The organism is Pseudomonas putida, from assembly GCF_028682635.1.
GTDB classification, from domain to species: domain Bacteria; phylum Pseudomonadota; class Gammaproteobacteria; order Pseudomonadales; family Pseudomonadaceae; genus Aquipseudomonas; species Aquipseudomonas putida_AE.
This window is the reverse complement of the sequence record NZ_JANHLK010000023.1, coordinates 15,972-31,779: the sequence shown is the minus strand read 5'-3', so window position 1 is coordinate 31,779 and position 15,808 is coordinate 15,972. Positions and strand designations below refer to the sequence as shown.

Genomic DNA, 15,808 nt, shown 5'->3' with positions numbered 1-15,808 from the left:
CAATGGATAGAACACTCAACTTTTGGCTTTGGTCGTCACTTGCAGAACGTCGGTGTATGTCACGAAGACACTTTGCCCCACTTTCAGGTCCTTGAGCTTGGCTTGAACTTTCGGATCTTCGACAGTGATGGTCTTGGTCTGCCCCTGCGGGTTTTTGAAGGACACCTGGTTTTTCTTCAGGTCGATGTCGGTAATTTGCAGCTGGACTTGTACCTGACGATAGGCTTCGCCGCCAGGGACGTTCCCGGGTGCGTTGCGGGCTTCACCGGCTCGCTCCGAGCTGCCCGGCAAGCCTTTGTCGACGTCGGTATCGAGGTAGGCCGCGACGGAGCGGGTGACTTTGATGTCGACCTGGTCGCCGGCCTTGAGGTTGTCGAGGTTTTTCGCCTTGTCGGTCAGTTGCACATGGACCTGACGACCTTCCGGCCCTTCAAGCACCACTTGGTGTTTGGCGGCATCGACCGAAACGACTTTGGTGCTGATCTGATCAGCTTCCACAACGGCGGACAACGGAATGTCTTCCGCAACAGCGCTAAAGCTGGCGGCAGACAGCAAGGTGGCGAGGGTGATGGCTTTGGTCAGTGCGTTGAGTTTCATAGGCAGAACATTCCCTGTGATGGAGGATGACAAACGGCGTTGAAGCGAAGGTTCAACGCCGTTTGAGGGATGAGCATAGACGCTGATCAGGGATTCTTCGCAGTTTCTTGCGCAGTGGATTCGCCGCTGGTCGTCCCTTTGCCGCTTTCCTTGCGCCGGGTCGGATCGGTGGGGCGCAGGGCGTCATTGTCGCGCTCGGTTTCTCCGGGTGGCCGTGGCTCGTCGGGGTTTTCGCTATCAGGGGTGGGTTTCATGGGGTGCTCCTCAGGCTTCGGGATCGTCGAGCTCCCGGGCAACGTTGATCGCCGGGGAGTCTTTGTGGGATTGCTCCGCCCGGGCTTTGAGCGCCTGCCATTGTTCGAGATCGATGGCGCCCTGCCCCAACAGATCGTCGGCCAGACGCTGCAAATCCATGTAATAGGAGTCGGGGGACTGCTGCCAGTACGCCTCGTCTTCGAACAGGCGCTGCCACGCGTCAAGGTCGGGCGGTGTGAGGTCTTCGCGCATGGCGGGCTCCATCAGAGGCATTCGTACGGTAGAGGGGTGGACGCCGCGTGGAGTTCCGGTTGATTGGGAGAAGACGAAAGATGTCGCAGGCTGCGATCTTTTGATTCTAATAACCGGTCATTTCCAGATACCCCTGCCCGCCATGGCTGCCGCTCAAACGCACCGGCCCTTCCCAGTAGGGAATACGCAAATCCATCCAGGCATTGGGATTCAGCGCACTGATGACGATGTCGAGGTGTTTGCCGGGGATCTGGATCGACCAGCGCACGGGCATCGAACGCCCGGCCACCTGGGCGCTGTCCTGTGGGGTGAGGCGGATCTCGTCGGCATTGAGCATTTCGGTCTGGCCCCGAGCGTCGATCCAGGTGCCGGTCAGGTACGGTTCGCCGTGCTTTTGCCGCATGCGATAGAGCATCACCTGCTCGCCGCTGTCCAGGTGCAGGGAAAACCAGTCCCAACCGCTCTGGTCGGCGGTCAGGGGCTGGCTGCTCCATTCCCGGTCGAGCCATGCGGGGCCGCTGACCTGAAAGCGCTGGCCGTCGATCTCGAGGGTGCCGCTGGCCTGGAAAAACGGCTGGCTGTAGTAATAGGACGCCTGGCCCTGTTCGGATTTCTGACTGAAACCCTTGTCGCCCTGGAGCACCAGCGGTCGGTTCGCGGTCAGCCGCAGTTGATAGCTGAATGCCTTGTCGCGGGCGCTGAGTTGCAGGTCGGCCAGGGGATCGGCGCCCGTTGCCTGACTGCTGAAACGCCAGTCGTCGATCCACGCGTTGAACGGCGTCAGGCTCACCCCGGCCTGTCCCACGCCGCCACGGGCATAACGCTCGGCGGCGTGATGCACCGAGGCCGAGGTCACCGCCGCGTGGCCCAGCCATAACGTCTGGTTGCTCCAGCCGGACGCCTCGGGCGTGGCTTTCAAGGCACTGCGAAACAGCGTCCACTGCGCGCCGAACTCGCGGCCCTGCTCATCCTTGAGGTTGGCGGTGACGTACCACCATTCGATGCGAAAACCGTCGTGCGGGCCATGATCCGCCGGGAAGCTGAACACCCGACCAGGCATGACGGGCGTAAACGCGGCCGCTTGATTGCCGAGGCCGGCGAAGCCCTTTTCATCTGGCGCCGGCTGATCGCAACCGGCGAGCAGCGCTGCGGCCAGGCAGAGCCCGAGCTTAATCCTCATGGGCAAAGGTCCTCAGCAGGTCCGCCGGTTGCGTGCGATACAGCGAATACAGCGGCCACGCCGACGCCAGCAAGGTCGCCAGCAACGCCAGCGCCATCAACTGCAGCAATTGCAGGGGAAACACCTGCAGCGGCAGGCGCCAACCGAAGGCCTGGACGTTGATCACCGCGTCCAGGCACCAGGCCAGCGCGATGCCCAAGGGCAACGCCAGCACCAGGGTCAGCAGCGCCAGCAGCCAGGTTTGCCCGAGGTTGAGCAGCATCAGTTGCCGGCGCGTCACGCCCAGCGCCCACAGCGGCGCCAGTTGCGCGAGACGGCTCTGGCTTTGCGTCAGCAGGCTGATGAACAGCGCCACGCCGGCCACGCAAAGGGTCAGGCTATTGAGCGCGGCGGTGGCGGCGAAGGTGCGCTCGAACACTTGCGTCGACCAGCCCTTGAGCCGGGCCTGATCGACGATGCGGCTGTCCTCCAGGGCGAAGCGTGCCTGCAGCGCGGTCACGAACGGCGTTATCAATGCCGGCTCGATGCGCAGGTTGAAGCGGTTCGGCGTCAGTTGCGGCCAGCCGCGCAACAAGTGATCGACGTTGACCAGCAGGTGGCCCTTGGGATTGCCGTAGTCGGCGTAGACCCCGACGATGCGCGGCGACCATGGGCCGTTGGGCGTGGCGATCGTCAGGTGATCGCCGAGCTTGACCTTCAAGCGCCGCGCCAGTTGCTCGCTGAGCATCAGCGTATCGTCCGCTGCCAGGCGATCCCAGGGCTTGTCGTCCAGGGCTTCAAGCAACGGCCAGTGCTGGCGATAGGTCGGGTGATCGATCACGCCAAAGACATCCGCCGGCCAGCCTTGCAGTTGAATCGAGACCTGCCAGTTGGGCAACACCGCCGTCGGCTGCGGTTGTTGCTTGAGCCAGTCGTACATCTCCCGAGCCTGGGCCGGGTTTTGGGGATTGAGGTAGAGCTCGGCGGTCAGCCGTTGTTCGAGCCAGTTGCTGAAGGTCTGGCGGAAACCGGCGGTCATGCTGCCGGCGCCGATGTTGGCCGCCAGGGCCAGCAGCAGCGCCATCAGCGCCAGGCTCAAGGCCGGCAGTTGCTGCCGGCAATCGGCGACGAACCACTGGCCGAGCACCGAAGAACTGCGGTGGGTCAGCCCATTGAGCACGGCATTGAGGACCACCGGCAACGCCAGCGCGGCCCCCAGCAATAACGCGGCCATGAGCACAAAACCGCTGGCCAGGCTATCTCCGCGCAGCAAGGCCAGCAACGCAATGGCCAAGGCCAGCGCCGCCACCCAGCCCTGACGACGCAACCAGCGCGCATGGGCCTGATGCCAAGCCTGCGGATCGGCCAGGGCGAGCAACGGCAAGCGCGCTGCACGCCACAGACTGTTGGCACCGGCGAGTGCCGCGCCGAACAGGCTGAGGCCGACGCCGCTGAGCCACCACAACGGGCTCAGGCTCAACTGCCCCGCCACTTCGGCGCCGTACAAGCCGCGCAGGCTGGCGGCGACGTCCGGCAGCAGCACGCTGGCCAGCAGATAACCGCTGACGACCCCGGCCACACCGCCGATCAGGGCCAGTCCCCCCAGTTCGACGGCCAGGCAGGTGATCAGCATCCGCGCGCTGACCCCGCAGGCGCGCAGGGTCCGCAGCAAACCGCGACGCTGTTCCAGCGCCAGCCCTATCGCGGCATGCACGATAAACAGACCGACCACGAACGACAGGAATCCCAAGGCGTCCAGGTTCAGGTGAAAGCTCTCGGTGAGGCGCGCCAGATTGTTTTCTTCGCCGCTGCTCTTGAGCTGAAGTTGCCCCTTGAACGGATCGGGCAGCGTCGCGGTGAAATCCCTGGGCAGCAGCAGACGTGACAACTGATCCGGCAAACCGAGAATCTGCTGGGCAAACCCGATGTCCACCAGCAACACCCCCGGCGCCATATCCGCTTGAGCGTGCAGCGGCGGCAGGGCCTGGCCGTTCAAGGCCAACGGCCGCTCCCCTTCCGTCAGCCCCAGGCTCTGCAAGGTCTGCGGTGAAATCCAGGTGCTGCCCGGCGCCGTGAAAAACTCGACAACCTGCTCGATGGCCAATGCCCGCCCCGCCACCTCGGACCCGGTCGGCAACGAAACGGGCTCGATGCCCATCAGTTGCAGGCGCTGGTCCTCATGGCCCTTGAGCGTCAGCCGGCCCTGCAACACCGGCGACACCGGCCAACCGGCGCGGCGCAGGTCGACAAACCACTGCTGCGGGAAAGTCCCGCCAGCGGGCGCACTCAGGCTGGCCTGGGGTTCGCCGCCGATCAGCTGACTGGCCCGGGCATAGCTGTCCCGCGCCTGGCTGTTCAACGCTTGCACCCCCGTGAGCAGGCTGGTGGCCAGCCACAGCCCGGTCAGCACGCTGAAAAACTGCACCGGGTGCTGTCGCCAATGACTGAGCAGCGCGCGCAGGGTTTCGCGAAAAATGCGCATCTCAGCGTTCGTCCACAGTCGCCAGCCGACCGCCGTGCAGCACCACCTTTTCGGCCATTCGCGCCGCCACGCTGGGGCTGTGGGTGACCATCAGCAGGGTCGTCGGACTGTCGTCGAGCAGCTCCAGCAGCAACTTCAGCACTTCGTCGCTGGTGCCTTCATCGAGGCTGCCGGTGGGCTCGTCGGCCAACAGCAACTTCGGTTGCGAGGCCAGGGCCCGGCCCAAGGCGACCCGTTGTTGCTGGCCGCCGGAGAGCTGTTCGGGATAGCGCCGCAGCAAATCGCCCAAGCCCAGGCGCTGCACCAGATGCGCCTGCCAGCGCGGATCATGGCGGCCGGCAAGGCGCGCCTGAAACGCCAGGTTGTCCTCCACCCGCAAGCTGCCGATCAGGTTGAACTGCTGGAACACCAGGCCGATTTCACTGCGCCGCCAGCTCGCCAGTTGCCCTTCGTTCATCTGCTCCAGCCGGTGTTCACCGCTGCGGATGCTGCCGCGATCGACCTTGTCCAACCCGGCGATCAGGTGCAGCAAGGTGCTTTTGCCACTGCCCGACTCGCCCATCAACGCCAGGCTGCTGCCGGGTTTGAGGGTCAGGTCGACACCTTGCAACACCGGCAAGGGGCCTTGCGGGGTGGCGTAGCTTTTGAAGACACCCTGGACTTCAAGCATGGGAGAACCCGTTCGATGAGCGTGGGCCAAGAATAGCGGCCCGGAATGGTTTTTGTCCGTTACCGATTGTGGCACTGCCCGGCCACCGCCCTACCCTCGAAGCTGGTCTAACCATAACGATAAAAAACGGAGACGCCATGCCTCGTTTCACTTTGAGCCCCCGCGGCCTGTTGGCCTGCCTGATCACTGCGTGCCTCGCGCAATCGGTTTATGCCGCCGATGCACCTGTGGCGGCCAGCGCGCAAACTGCCGCCAGCAACAGCGCCGTGCTGCAACAACTGCCCTTCAGCGATCGCACTGATTTCGAGTCGGCCGGCAAGGGCTTGATCGCGCCGTTCAAGGGCCAGGTCAAGGACGCGGCCGGCAAGGTCATCTGGGACGTCCAGGCCTATGACTTCCTGCTCAAGGACCAGGCCCCCGACTCGGTCAACCCGAGCCTCTGGCGCCTGGCCCAGCTCAGTGCCCATGCCGGGTTGTTCGAAGTCAGCCCACGGCTGTATCAGGTGCGCGGCCTGGATCTGGCCAACATGACCATCATCGAAGGTGACGACGGGCTGATCATCATCGACCCGCTGACCATGGCCGAAACCGCCAAGGCGGCACTCGACCTGTATTACCGGAATCGCCCGCGCAAACCCGTGGTGGCGGTGATCTACAGCCACACCCACGTCGACCACTTCGGCGGCGTGCGCGGGGTGATCGACGAGGCCGACGTCAAGGCCGGCAAGGTCAAGGTGTTCGCGCCGACCGGGTTCATGGAACACGTGATGAGCGAGAACGTGTTCGCCGGCAACGCCATGAGCCGCCGGGCGCAATACCAGTTCGGCAGCCTGCTGCCCCGTGGCGAACGAGGCCAGGTGGACGCTGGTCTGGGCAAGAGCACGCCAAGCGGTGGCACCATCACCCTGATCCCGCCCACCGACCTGATCGAAAAAGAACTGGAAACCCGCACCATTGCCGGTCTGGACGTGGAGTTCCAATTGACCCCGGGCACCGAAGCCCCGGCGGAAATGAACCTCTACCTGCCACAGTTGCGTGCCCTGTGCATGGCGGAAAATGCCACGCAAATGATGCACAACATCCTCACCCCGCGCGGTGCGCAAGTGCGTGACGCCAAGGCCTGGGCGCAGTACCTGGACAGCAGCCTGGCACGTTACGGCGACAAGAGCGACGTGCTGTTCGCCCAGCATAACTGGCCGACCTGGGGCGGCGAGCGGATTCGCACCTTCCTGGCCGACCAGCGCGACATGTACGCCTTCCTCAACGACCGCACCCTGCACCTGCTGAACCAGGGCCTGACGCCGCTGGAAGTCGCCGACGCCATCAAGAAATTGCCGGGGACGCTGGACCAGAAGTGGTACACCCGTGGTTACTACGGCTCCCTGAGTTTCAACGTACGGGCGGTGTACCAGCGCTACCTGGGGTTCTACGACGGCAACCCGGCCAACCTCAATCCGCTACCGCCGGTGGAGACAGCCAAGCGCAGCGTCGAGGCCATGGGTGGCGGCGCGGCCGTGCTGGAGAAGATGCGCGCCGCCATGGCAAAGGGTGACTACCGCTGGGCCGCGCAATTGGGCAATCAGTTGCTGTTCAGCGAGCCGGACAACGGCGACGCGCGCAAGGCGCAGGCCGAGTCCCTGGAGCAACTGGGTTATCAGAGCGAAAACGCCACCTGGCGCAACATGTACCTGACCGGGGCGATGGAGCTGCGCAATGGCGTGCCGCAACATGCCGGCACCTCGGTGTCGGTGGACATGGTGCGCGCGATGACCCCGGAAATGTTCTTCGACTTCCTGGCGATTCGCCTGGACAGCGACAAGGCCGTCGGCCATGACATGACGGTGAACTGGAGCTTCGAAGAACCGAACAGGGACTTCAACCTGACCCTGCGCAATGGCGTACTCACCCACCGCACTGGGCTCAACCCTGAGGCCGATGCCGGGGTCAGCATGAGCAAGGCGACGCTTGAACAGATCAGCCTCAAGCAGCTGGATTTCCCGACAGCGATACAGAAGGGCCTGGTCAAGTTGCAAGGGAATGGCAAGAAGCTTGGGGAGTTGATGGGCAGCCTCGACACCTTTGGGCCGCAGTTCAATATCGTTACGCCGTAAACCGCGTCGCGCCCTTCGCGAGCAAGCCCGCTCCCACACACGATCCGGTGAATGAAACAGGTCCAATGTGGGAGCGGGCTTGCTCGCGAAAGCGGTCTATCGGATTATACAGAAACCGCTGCAACCACAGGCATCTGCCACTGCTGCTCGATCACCTGCCGCTCAGGCCCGTACAACCGCAGGACCAGGGTAAACGCCCCACTCGCCGGCGTCGGCAACCAGTTGCTCTGTTCCTGCGGGGCTGAGGTCTGCATCAACAACGTCAACCCACCATCGCCATCCACCTGCAAGCGATCCCGACTGCTCAAGCAATAACGATCGATCGGATTGGCCACCAACTGCCGGTCCGGCAAGTCGTACAATGTCAACGACCAGAACTCGCTGGCCGGTGGCAGTTGCCCCGGCGCGAAACGCAGTCGATAACGCCGCCCACCCTGCAATGGCTGCCCCTGACTGTCCTGGCGGGTGCCGGTATAGAACGCCTCTTCGACACTGTTGCCGTAGATGCCGACATGGGCCGCGACGGCGCGGTTGAGGTAATTGCCCCGCATCGCCTCGCGGTTGCCAAACAGGCCGACAGTGCTACGCACCCGCGCCACTGCCGCTTGCAGTTGAGCCTGGGCATCCTGGATGCCGGCGATCAGTGCCTGACGCTCATCCGCGGCTAAGACCGAGAGATCAAAACCCTGGCCGGGCACGATGCCGATCCGCGCGAAACGTGCGCGCAAAGCCTGTTCGGACGGTTGCTTCGGGCACAGCGTAAGGAGGTGATTGAGCACCGCGATAAAGTCCGGTCCCAACCCGGTTTTACTGTCCCACGCCGGCCAGACAATCGCCGGCGCCACAGCGGGCGAGGGTCCGCCGGTGTATTCGTGCAAGGCGCGCAATCGATACTGCTTTTGCAACGCGCGCACCTCGGGCAAGTCGTCGGCGCTTCGCAGCCCGGTGCGCCCGAGCACCATGACGATCGCGGTTTCGCTGCGCAGCACCGCCTTGATCCCGGCCGGTGTCGGCCCCTGCCAATCCGGCCCGGCGATCAGGTAGTCCCCTGCCCCGCGACCGGTGCTGAGCACGCCGACATAGGCAAAATTGTGGGTGTACTGGTCGACCAACTGATGCACGTAGTAGCGGTTGTCGGCGACCGCCGGCACGCTCAACACCTGCGGTTCGCTACGCAGGTCGAGCCAGGTCCAGGAATAAGGCGTGTCGTTGTTCGGGGTGACGATTTCGCGGTTGTTCGGCGTGTACAGCTCGCTGTAGTGACGGAAGCGATTGAAGCCGCCGACGTACTCCGGCGCCGCGGGGTTTAGCAGTTGTTTTTCCAGCGTCTGGTAGTGCATGAGCATCGGGTAGGCGTAGATCCACGCCTCCCGGGCAATGCCCCGCAGGTCCTCGGAATCGGCGGCGAACAGTCCCCGTGGCAACATCAGGCTGCCGCCCAGTACGCCCATGCAGCCCAACAAACGGCGACGGGTGAAGATCCCGTTCATGGCTCGACCCTCACGATGGTGGGTAAGTGATAACTGCCATCGAGCGCTCCGGCCTTGGGCAGGTACAGGCGCAACAGCAAATTGAACGGACCTTCCGGCGTCGGTAGCCAGTTGCCCTGCTGCGCCGCCTCAGGTGCGTGGGTTTGCAGGAGCAGGGTCAATCCGCCATCGGCGTCATGGCGCAGGTCGGGGCTGCGATCGCCCAGGGCGTAACGCTGGATCGCATTGGCTGCGAGCAACTGGGTCTTGCCGTCATACAAGGTCAGCGACCAGAAGGCATTCACCGGCGGCAATTGCCCGGCCGGGAAATGCAGGCGATAGACATGGCGGCCGTCCAGTACCTGGCCTTGCACATCGTGCAGCGCCATCGGGTACACCGCTTCCACGGCATCGTTGGCGTAGATGTAGCGCCAGGCCACCGCCGCCCGGGTCAGGTCGTCGTCACCGAATTTGCCGACGTTGGTCGGTGAGCGAAACCAGCCTTGTTGCTCTACCGAGAGCTGGCTGGACGCGGCGCGCACCTGTTCGCGGCCGGCTTCGGCGCCTTGGGCGATCGCTGCGCCGAGTCCTGCCGGCGCCTCGAACGCCGCACCGGGCACGATGCCGATGGCGGCAAAGCGCGCGAGTTTTTCCTGTTCGCGGGCGGTCCATCGGTGCAATGGCGCCAGGGCATTGAAGGTGTTGAACAGAGCAGCGGCCGGACCTTGCTTGCTGTCCTGATAAGCCGGCAGTTGCAGCGCTGGCAGCACCTCGGGAGCGTTTGCGGCGATCACTTTTGAAAGCGGCTGCAAGGCATAACCGGTCAGCACTTTTGCTGCCTCTTGCTGGTCGGCCTCGCCCTTGACTTCGGTGCGCCCGAGCAAAAATACGAGGCGACTCGGCGAGCGAATTACGCCGCTGAAACCGGCCGGCACATCGCCCTGCCAGTCCGGCCCCGCGATCAGGTAGCGCCCGGCCTGGTTGCCGGTGGCGCGGGTGCCGATGTAGTCGAGGTTGTCGGTGCGCATGTCGATCAACTGAAAACTGTAGTAGCGCCCCTGCACCGCCGGCACTTGCAGCACCTGCGGTTCGCCGCGCAGGTCGAGCAAGGCGCGGGAATAGAAGGTGTCGTTGTTGGGCGACACCACTTTGTTGTCCTGCGGGCCGAGCAGGCGCGGCTCGCTGTAGAGCCGGTTGAACGGCAGTTTGGCGGCGATGGCGCTGAGCACCTTGTCGTGCTCGACGGTGGCGAAGGCAAACACATAAGCCTCCTGCGCCAGCGCCTTGGCCTGCGGTTGATCGAGGATCGCAGCGTGAACGGTGCCCAGGCTTGCGCCCAGGGCGAGTGCGGATATCCAGTGGCGCACGGTAGGTCTCCTTGCAGATAAACGACAGCAAACACCATTCCCTTGTGGGAGCGGGCTTGCTCGCGAAATCGGTGTGTCAGACAACATCGCAGTCGACTGACACTCCCTCTTCGCGAGCAAGCCCGCTCCCACATTGGGTTTGCGGTGACTTCGGGTTATTTGGCCCAGCGGCGCAGATCCGACGGGGTGTAGTCGTCGGTCTTGGCAGCGAAGCCGACGCGCATCGGTTCGGTTTCTTCGTTGGCCAGGCCACCGGCGTAATAGCGCCCGGAGATCAGGTCATAGGAAGTTTCCAGCACGTTGTAGGTGAAGCCGTGGTCGTACTGCTGGATCGCATGCAGCTCACCGCTGCGCCACAGCTCGCCGCGACTGTCGTACTGGTCCGACTGGGCGATCTGCCAACTGTCCTCGTCCACGTAGAACCGGCGCTTGGCGTAGATGTGCCGGGCGCCCGGCTTGAGCGTGGCCTCCACCACCCACACCCGATGCTTCTCGTAGCGGGCCAGGTCCTGGTTGACGTGGTTGGGCTTGATCACATCGTCGTACTTGAGGTCACGGCTGCCGATCTTGTAGCTGTTGTAAGGGATGAACAGCTCCTGCTTGCCCACCAGCTTCCAGTCGAAACGATCCGGCGCGCCGTTGTAGCCGTCGATGTTGTCTGCGGTGATCAGGCCGTTGCTGTAGCGGGCACTGTTGTCGTAGGCGATCATCGGCGCGCGACGCACACGGCGCTGGCCCGGCAGGTATTGCCACGCCGAACGCGGCTCGGCCACCTGGTCGATCGGTTCATGCACCAGCACCGCTTCACCGGACAGGCGCGCCGGTTCCAGCACCCGGCTCTTGAACATGAACAGAATGTTCGAGCCCGATTCCAGACCCCCCACGGTGTCGGCGAAGTTGATCAGCGACTGGTTGCGCACGTAGCTGGTGGCGCCGTTTTCACGCACCAGTGCGGCGCTGCTGATGCGCTCGTAGCTGCCGCCGCGATAACGGGTCATGTGGTTCCACATCACCTCCAGGCCTTCGGTGGGCAGCGGAAACGGAATGCCCCGCGCATAGTCGTGCAAGCCATTGCCGCCGTCGGCCATGCTGGTTTTGGCGACGTTGTCGCGGCTGGCCGCCAGCACTTCCTTGGGCAGGTTGGCGCTGCGATGGCTGGGGTAGATGTTCATCTTGTAGCTGTCGGGAAAGCGCTTGAACAAGGCGATTTGCCCGGGGCTGAGAAACTTCTGGTACTGCGCCAGGTTCTGCGCGGTGATGGTGAACAACGGCTTTTCGGCGGCGTAGGGATCGCTGTAGCCGCCCTTGCTGTCGACCGTCCCGGCGTTGCTCGCCAGGCCACCGCTCCAGGCCGGAATACTGCCGTCGGCATTGGCCGCCATTTCCGAGCCCATGGGCGTCAGGTTTTTGCCCAGGGCAGCCGAATCGGTGCCTTTGGCCTGGGCCAGGCCGACGCTGCAGGCCAGGGCCAGCACGCACAATTGCATACGCATAACGGTTCTCCTTAGAAGTCTGCCTTGAAGCTGACGGATGCGAAGTCGCGGTCGTCGAGGGTGCTGTAGTCGTTGGAACCGAAGAAGGCGTTGTAGGCCAGTTCCACGCTGTAATCGTTCATGTAGACGCCGGTCAGGCTCACGCCCAGGGCTTGCTGGCCTTCCTGGAACGGCCCTTGCGGATCGTAGGAATACCCCTCGACGTCATGCCGCCAGTTGAGTGCCGGGATCAGGTTGATGCCGGGCAGCACGTCGCTGTATTCCAGGCTCGCGCGCAGGCGATAGCCCCACGACCAGTCGGTGGCAAAGCCCTTGTCGGTGCAGTACTGGTTGGTCACACCCGAGGCCACGGTGTTGCACGGTGTGCCGTTGCGCGTCGAGCTGCGACCGAACGCGGCGCTGCGACCCAGGCGCTCATCACCGAGGTCGTCGATGTGCACCACGCCGGCCTCGCCGAACAGGTTCAGGCGCGTGGCACCCAGCACGTTATCGATGGCCTGGGTCGCCGAAGCGGTCATCTGCCACACGCCTTTGCGCTCCCACGCGTCAAAACGATCGCCTCGGTTGACGTTGAACCCGGCTGGCAACTCCACCCAGGAACTGCCTGCCGCACCGGAAATCACCGCGACATTGACGTCCGGCGCGTTGATCGACAGCGGCATGTTCGGCCGATAGCTCACCTCGCCGGCCAGGGAAATCCCGCTGATCGGTTCGACGCCGTTGAGGCTGATGCCGTACAGGCGAATGTCCTCCGGAAACGCCGCCGCATAACTCGGCGCCTGGATGCCGCCGGGGAATGTCCCCCGCGCACCGATGTTCTTCGCGTCGAGGGTGAAGTACGGCAGCCGCGAGTGATAATTGATGAAGTAGATCGCCGCTTCGGCATCGTTCAGCGCCGGGATCATCTGGCGCAGGGCGAAACCGAACTGGCCGTTGTCCGACGCTGATTCATTGCCCCGGGAGGTGGCGTACAAACCGGCGGCCTGCATCTGCTGGTCGGTCAGGGTCTGGCTCAGGTACAACGGCCCGCAGCCCTTCTGGATCACGTCGCTGGCAGCGAAAAACGTGCCGCAACCATCGAACACGCTGGGCCTCCAGTTGTACTGGTAGAAGCCTTCGAGGTTGGTGGTATCGGTCAGGCCGAAACTGAAGGAGACCATTTCCACCGGCAACTGGCCTTCCTTGATTTCCACCCCGGGGCGGTTGAAGGCCGAGATGTCCAGCGGGTTGATCACATTGATGCCGTTCTGGATCAGCAGCGACTCGCCCCAGGACAACACCTGGTTGCCGACCTTCACGCTCAGGGGGTGTTCGGCCACCTGGAAGTCCTTCCAGACATAGGCGTCGAGCATCTCGAAGCCCTTGAACTTCGACAGGTCGTCCCAACCTGAATCGTCAAAATCCTTGAACCGCGCCTGGCGGGTTTCGTAGGCGTGGTCGTACCAGTATTTGAAGCGCAGGAACGCGCCCTGGCCCTGGCCATCGAGACTGAAATCGGTCAGGCCCTTGAAGACCTGCGAGATGGGGTCGCCCTTCTCGAAGTTCAGCCGGTTATCGTCGGCGCTGACGCTGGTGCCGTTGGCCTGCACCCCCTGGGCCCGAAAGGCGTTGGCGCGGGTCATGAGGCTCTTGTCGGGGTTTTGCGTCGACCAGCTGCTGCCCAGGCTCAGGGCAGTCTTGGTCGACAGGCTCCAGTCTTCGTTGATCTCGAAGGTGGTCGCGGATGCAGGCCCCGCCAGTACGGCAAGGATAGCCAGCGCAAGGGGTTGCGGGCGGGGGTGGCCAGGCCGGGTCAGTCGTTGGCGGACTGTGGCTGTGGCCGAGCGTTTTCTTATCATTATTAGGCTCCGGTCAGGATTACTCAGCCTGGTCACGGTGCCTGAGCCTTATCGTCCACACGCAAGCGATGACTGACAAAAAGCAATCATCGGCTGTATCCGATCTACTGTGGGAGCCGGCCTGCCGGCGATGACGGCCTCACAACCGCCGCATGCCCCAAGGCCGCACCCGATCCACTGTAGGAGCTGGCTTGCCAGCGAAGGCGGCCGAAAGCAGAGCCCTCGCCAGGTCGGATCGCCTCACCGCGAGCCCCTACAACCCCAACCGAAACTGCTTCGGCGTAATCCCGAACTGCTTGCGAAATGCCCTTATGAAATTACTTGGCTGCCGATAGCCAAGGCGTTCGGCAATCCGCTCTATGGGCTGATCCCCCGCCGTCAGCCAATGCCGCGCCAGCTCCAGACTGTCGCTGCGGACATGTTGCGCGGCTTCAGTCTGCCAGTGTCGCAACATGCTCTGGTGCAGGAACGGATTGGCGCCCAGCAGGGGTTCGTCGAGAATGGCCAGCGGAACATCAAGGCGCGGATGCGATCCCTGTGAGACTTCGATGCCGACACTGCGCAACCACTCACCGGCCGCCTGCTGCGGGGTCAAGGTCACACCCAGGAACACCTCGCCCGGTGCCCGCCCGAGTCGGCGGGCGATGTTGCGCACGAGGGTCAAGGTGGCCGCATCCAGTCCGAAAAAATGCGGCAATTGCTGAGCAGCGCGCAGGTGCAAGCGAGCCTGTCCGTCAACCTCCTCCAGTTGCGCCTGCACGTGGTTGGTCACACGGGGCAGGAACTCGGTGAAGCAGGCGAGGCTGGCGCGCAGGGTCGTGGCGGAATCGAGCAGTATGTTCAAGCCTTGCAGGCTGGTGGTGGCCATGCCGTTGACCAGTTCACAGCCAAAAGTGGCCCCGGCGCCCTGGCGCTCGCATTCGTGCCACAGCTGTTCGACCAGGTGCGCGGGAACGCGCAAGCCTTGCCCCTCCAGCAGAGACAGACAGATCCCGGCCCGTTGCAGCAGCTGTTCCTGGCACAGGCCGGAACGCTGGGCATGGCTGAGAATGGTGCGGGTGAATGCACTGGAGGCGAAGGTTTCAGTGGTCATGGCGCACGGAATCTGAAAGGCAGGCGTGTACTTATGCCAGTCTCTGTGATATCGATCCAATGCATTAAAAGTATCCGCTGAATGCAGGAGACGCATGATGGACCTTCGACAACTTCGCCACCTCGTCGCACTGGCCGACTACCGAAGTTTTGGTCGCGCCGCCGAAGCGATCAACCTCAGCCAGCCGGCCTTCAGCCGCAGCATCCAGACCCTGGAACGGGACCTCGATTGCGCACTGGTGGAGCGCAGCAGTCGCGAATTTCGCCTGACCGGCCAGGGCCAACTGGTGCTGCAGCACGCACGGCGTCTACTTGCCGGTAGCCAGGCGTTGCACAACGAACTGACCCAATACAACGGTCTGACCGGCGGCGAACTGCACTTCGGCAGTGGCCCTTACCCGGCGCAACTGCTGGTGCCCGAAGCCCTGGCTCAATTCATCCAGGCGCACCCGGCGATCCGCACCCGTTTTCATCTCGGCGACTGGGAGCAATTGGCGGTGTGGTTGCGCGAGCAGCAGATCGAGTTCCTGGTCGCCGATTCGCGCTACTTCACCGGTGATCCGCAATACCAGGTCCAACTGCTGCGGCCACGACGCGGACGCTTCTTTTGTCGCATCGATCACCCCCTGGCCAACCGCCAGGACCTGTCGCTGCGTGCCCTGCTCGACTATGCCGTGGTCGGTACGCGCATCCCGCCGATGATCCGCAAGATCCTCGCCGACGTGCAGGGCGAACCCGACTTCAACCCCAGCGTCGAATGCGCGCAATTCGACGCCATCTGCCGCGTGGTCAGGCGCTCCGACGCGGTGGGCATCGCCACCATGGAAGCCCTCGCCGAACAGGTCGACCAGGGGCTGATTCGGCTGCTGGACTTTGTCGACGTGCCCAGCGACGACCCCGGGTTGCTCCTGCATTACGGCATCGTCAGTCGCGTCGGCTATTCCCTGACGCCGGCGGCGCTGGCGATGGTCGAGGCGATCATGCAGGTCGACGAGCGTTTGCTGGCGGCGGTTTCGGGGTAAA

13 protein-coding genes are annotated in these 15,808 nt (G+C 63.7%); 2 read left to right on the top strand and 11 right to left on the bottom strand.

Translation table 11 applies throughout. The features are described 5' to 3' along the window. Positions 1 to 15: 15 nt before the first annotated feature. The 6 genes from NPS56_RS23685 to NPS56_RS23660 all read right to left on the bottom strand — a co-directional run bounded on the left by NPS56_RS23685 (position 16) and on the right by NPS56_RS23660 (position 5,415). Entirely contained in the window at positions 16 to 597 is a 582-nt protein-coding gene (locus tag NPS56_RS23685) for a hypothetical protein (RefSeq protein WP_274076877.1), read from the bottom strand. An 86-nt stretch (positions 598 to 683) separates the two neighbouring features. Continuing rightward, complete coding sequence (locus NPS56_RS23680; protein ID WP_274076876.1) at positions 684 to 851, bottom strand: hypothetical protein; 168 nt, start codon at positions 849 to 851, stop codon at positions 684 to 686. A 10-nt stretch (positions 852 to 861) separates the two neighbouring features. After that, on the bottom strand, positions 862 to 1,104 hold the full coding sequence (locus NPS56_RS23675; RefSeq protein ID WP_274076875.1) for a hypothetical protein: 243 nt from the start codon (positions 1,102 to 1,104) through the stop codon (positions 862 to 864). A gap of 106 nt (positions 1,105 to 1,210) precedes the next feature. Further along, positions 1,211 to 2,284, bottom strand: a complete 1,074-nt coding sequence (locus NPS56_RS23670) for a lipocalin-like domain-containing protein (RefSeq protein ID WP_274076874.1) — start codon at positions 2,282 to 2,284, stop codon at positions 1,211 to 1,213. Continuing rightward, positions 2,274 to 4,745: an ABC transporter permease gene (locus tag NPS56_RS23665; RefSeq protein ID WP_274076873.1), complete on the bottom strand. Its 2,472-nt coding sequence runs from the start codon at positions 4,743 to 4,745 to the stop codon at positions 2,274 to 2,276. Before NPS56_RS23665 ends, NPS56_RS23670 begins: the two co-directional genes overlap by 11 nt. Position 4,746: 1 nt before the next feature. Next, a complete protein-coding gene (locus NPS56_RS23660; protein WP_274076872.1) occupies positions 4,747 to 5,415 on the bottom strand; it encodes an ABC transporter ATP-binding protein in 669 nt (222 codons plus the stop codon). A 137-nt stretch (positions 5,416 to 5,552) separates the two neighbouring features. Between NPS56_RS23660 and NPS56_RS23655 the strand changes: the two genes are divergently transcribed. Then, positions 5,553 to 7,526, top strand: a complete 1,974-nt coding sequence (locus NPS56_RS23655; protein ID WP_274076871.1) for an alkyl/aryl-sulfatase — start codon at positions 5,553 to 5,555, stop codon at positions 7,524 to 7,526. 104 nt (positions 7,527 to 7,630) lie between these two features. Here the strand turns inward: NPS56_RS23655 and NPS56_RS23650 are convergent, their stop codons facing one another. The 5 genes from NPS56_RS23650 to NPS56_RS23630 form a co-directional block, all read right to left on the bottom strand. Further along, positions 7,631 to 9,016, bottom strand: a complete 1,386-nt coding sequence (locus NPS56_RS23650) for a DUF1254 domain-containing protein (RefSeq protein ID WP_274076869.1) — start codon at positions 9,014 to 9,016, stop codon at positions 7,631 to 7,633. Next, positions 9,013 to 10,362, bottom strand: a complete 1,350-nt coding sequence (locus NPS56_RS23645) for a DUF1254 domain-containing protein (RefSeq protein WP_274076867.1) — start codon at positions 10,360 to 10,362, stop codon at positions 9,013 to 9,015. Before NPS56_RS23645 ends, NPS56_RS23650 begins: the two co-directional genes overlap by 4 nt. Positions 10,363 to 10,517: 155 nt before the next feature. Beyond that, a complete protein-coding gene (locus NPS56_RS23640) occupies positions 10,518 to 11,855 on the bottom strand; it encodes a DUF1329 domain-containing protein (RefSeq protein WP_274076866.1) in 1,338 nt (445 codons plus the stop codon). 11 nt (positions 11,856 to 11,866) lie between these two features. Further along, positions 11,867 to 13,693 carry a DUF1302 domain-containing protein gene (locus tag NPS56_RS23635; RefSeq protein ID WP_274076865.1) on the bottom strand — a complete coding sequence of 609 codons (1,827 nt, stop codon included), beginning with the start codon at positions 13,691 to 13,693 and terminating at the stop codon, positions 11,867 to 11,869. Between the two features lie 253 nt (positions 13,694 to 13,946). Then, complete coding sequence (locus tag NPS56_RS23630; protein ID WP_274076864.1) at positions 13,947 to 14,786, bottom strand: AraC family transcriptional regulator; 840 nt, start codon at positions 14,784 to 14,786, stop codon at positions 13,947 to 13,949. A 97-nt stretch (positions 14,787 to 14,883) separates the two neighbouring features. Here NPS56_RS23630 and NPS56_RS23625 point away from each other — a divergent pair, with 97 nt between their 5' ends. Next, positions 14,884 to 15,807, top strand: coding sequence for a LysR family transcriptional regulator (locus NPS56_RS23625; RefSeq protein WP_274076863.1), 924 nt, complete (start codon positions 14,884 to 14,886; stop codon positions 15,805 to 15,807). Position 15,808: the final 1 nt, after the last annotated feature.

Bases quoted from the DNA above. Each gene is read 5' to 3' on its own strand.
- NPS56_RS23685 (WP_274076877.1), bottom strand. From the start codon at position 597: ATGAAACTCAACGCACTGACCAAAGCCATCACCCTCGCCACCTTGCTG.
- NPS56_RS23680 (WP_274076876.1), bottom strand. From the start codon at position 851: ATGAAACCCACCCCTGATAGCGAAAACCCCGACGAGCCACGGCCACCC.
- NPS56_RS23675 (WP_274076875.1), bottom strand. From the start codon at position 1,104: ATGCGCGAAGACCTCACACCGCCCGACCTTGACGCGTGGCAGCGCCTG.
- NPS56_RS23670 (WP_274076874.1), bottom strand. From the start codon at position 2,284: ATGAGGATTAAGCTCGGGCTCTGCCTGGCCGCAGCGCTGCTCGCCGGT.
- NPS56_RS23665 (WP_274076873.1), bottom strand. From the start codon at position 4,745: ATGCGCATTTTTCGCGAAACCCTGCGCGCGCTGCTCAGTCATTGGCGA.
- NPS56_RS23660 (WP_274076872.1), bottom strand. From the start codon at position 5,415: ATGCTTGAAGTCCAGGGTGTCTTCAAAAGCTACGCCACCCCGCAAGGC.
- NPS56_RS23655 (WP_274076871.1), top strand. From the start codon at position 5,553: ATGCCTCGTTTCACTTTGAGCCCCCGCGGCCTGTTGGCCTGCCTGATC.
- NPS56_RS23650 (WP_274076869.1), bottom strand. From the start codon at position 9,016: ATGAACGGGATCTTCACCCGTCGCCGTTTGTTGGGCTGCATGGGCGTA.
- NPS56_RS23640 (WP_274076866.1), bottom strand. From the start codon at position 11,855: ATGCGTATGCAATTGTGCGTGCTGGCCCTGGCCTGCAGCGTCGGCCTG.
- NPS56_RS23635 (WP_274076865.1), bottom strand. From the start codon at position 13,693: ATGATAAGAAAACGCTCGGCCACAGCCACAGTCCGCCAACGACTGACC.
- NPS56_RS23630 (WP_274076864.1), bottom strand. From the start codon at position 14,786: ATGACCACTGAAACCTTCGCCTCCAGTGCATTCACCCGCACCATTCTC.
- NPS56_RS23625 (WP_274076863.1), top strand. From the start codon at position 14,884: ATGGACCTTCGACAACTTCGCCACCTCGTCGCACTGGCCGACTACCGA.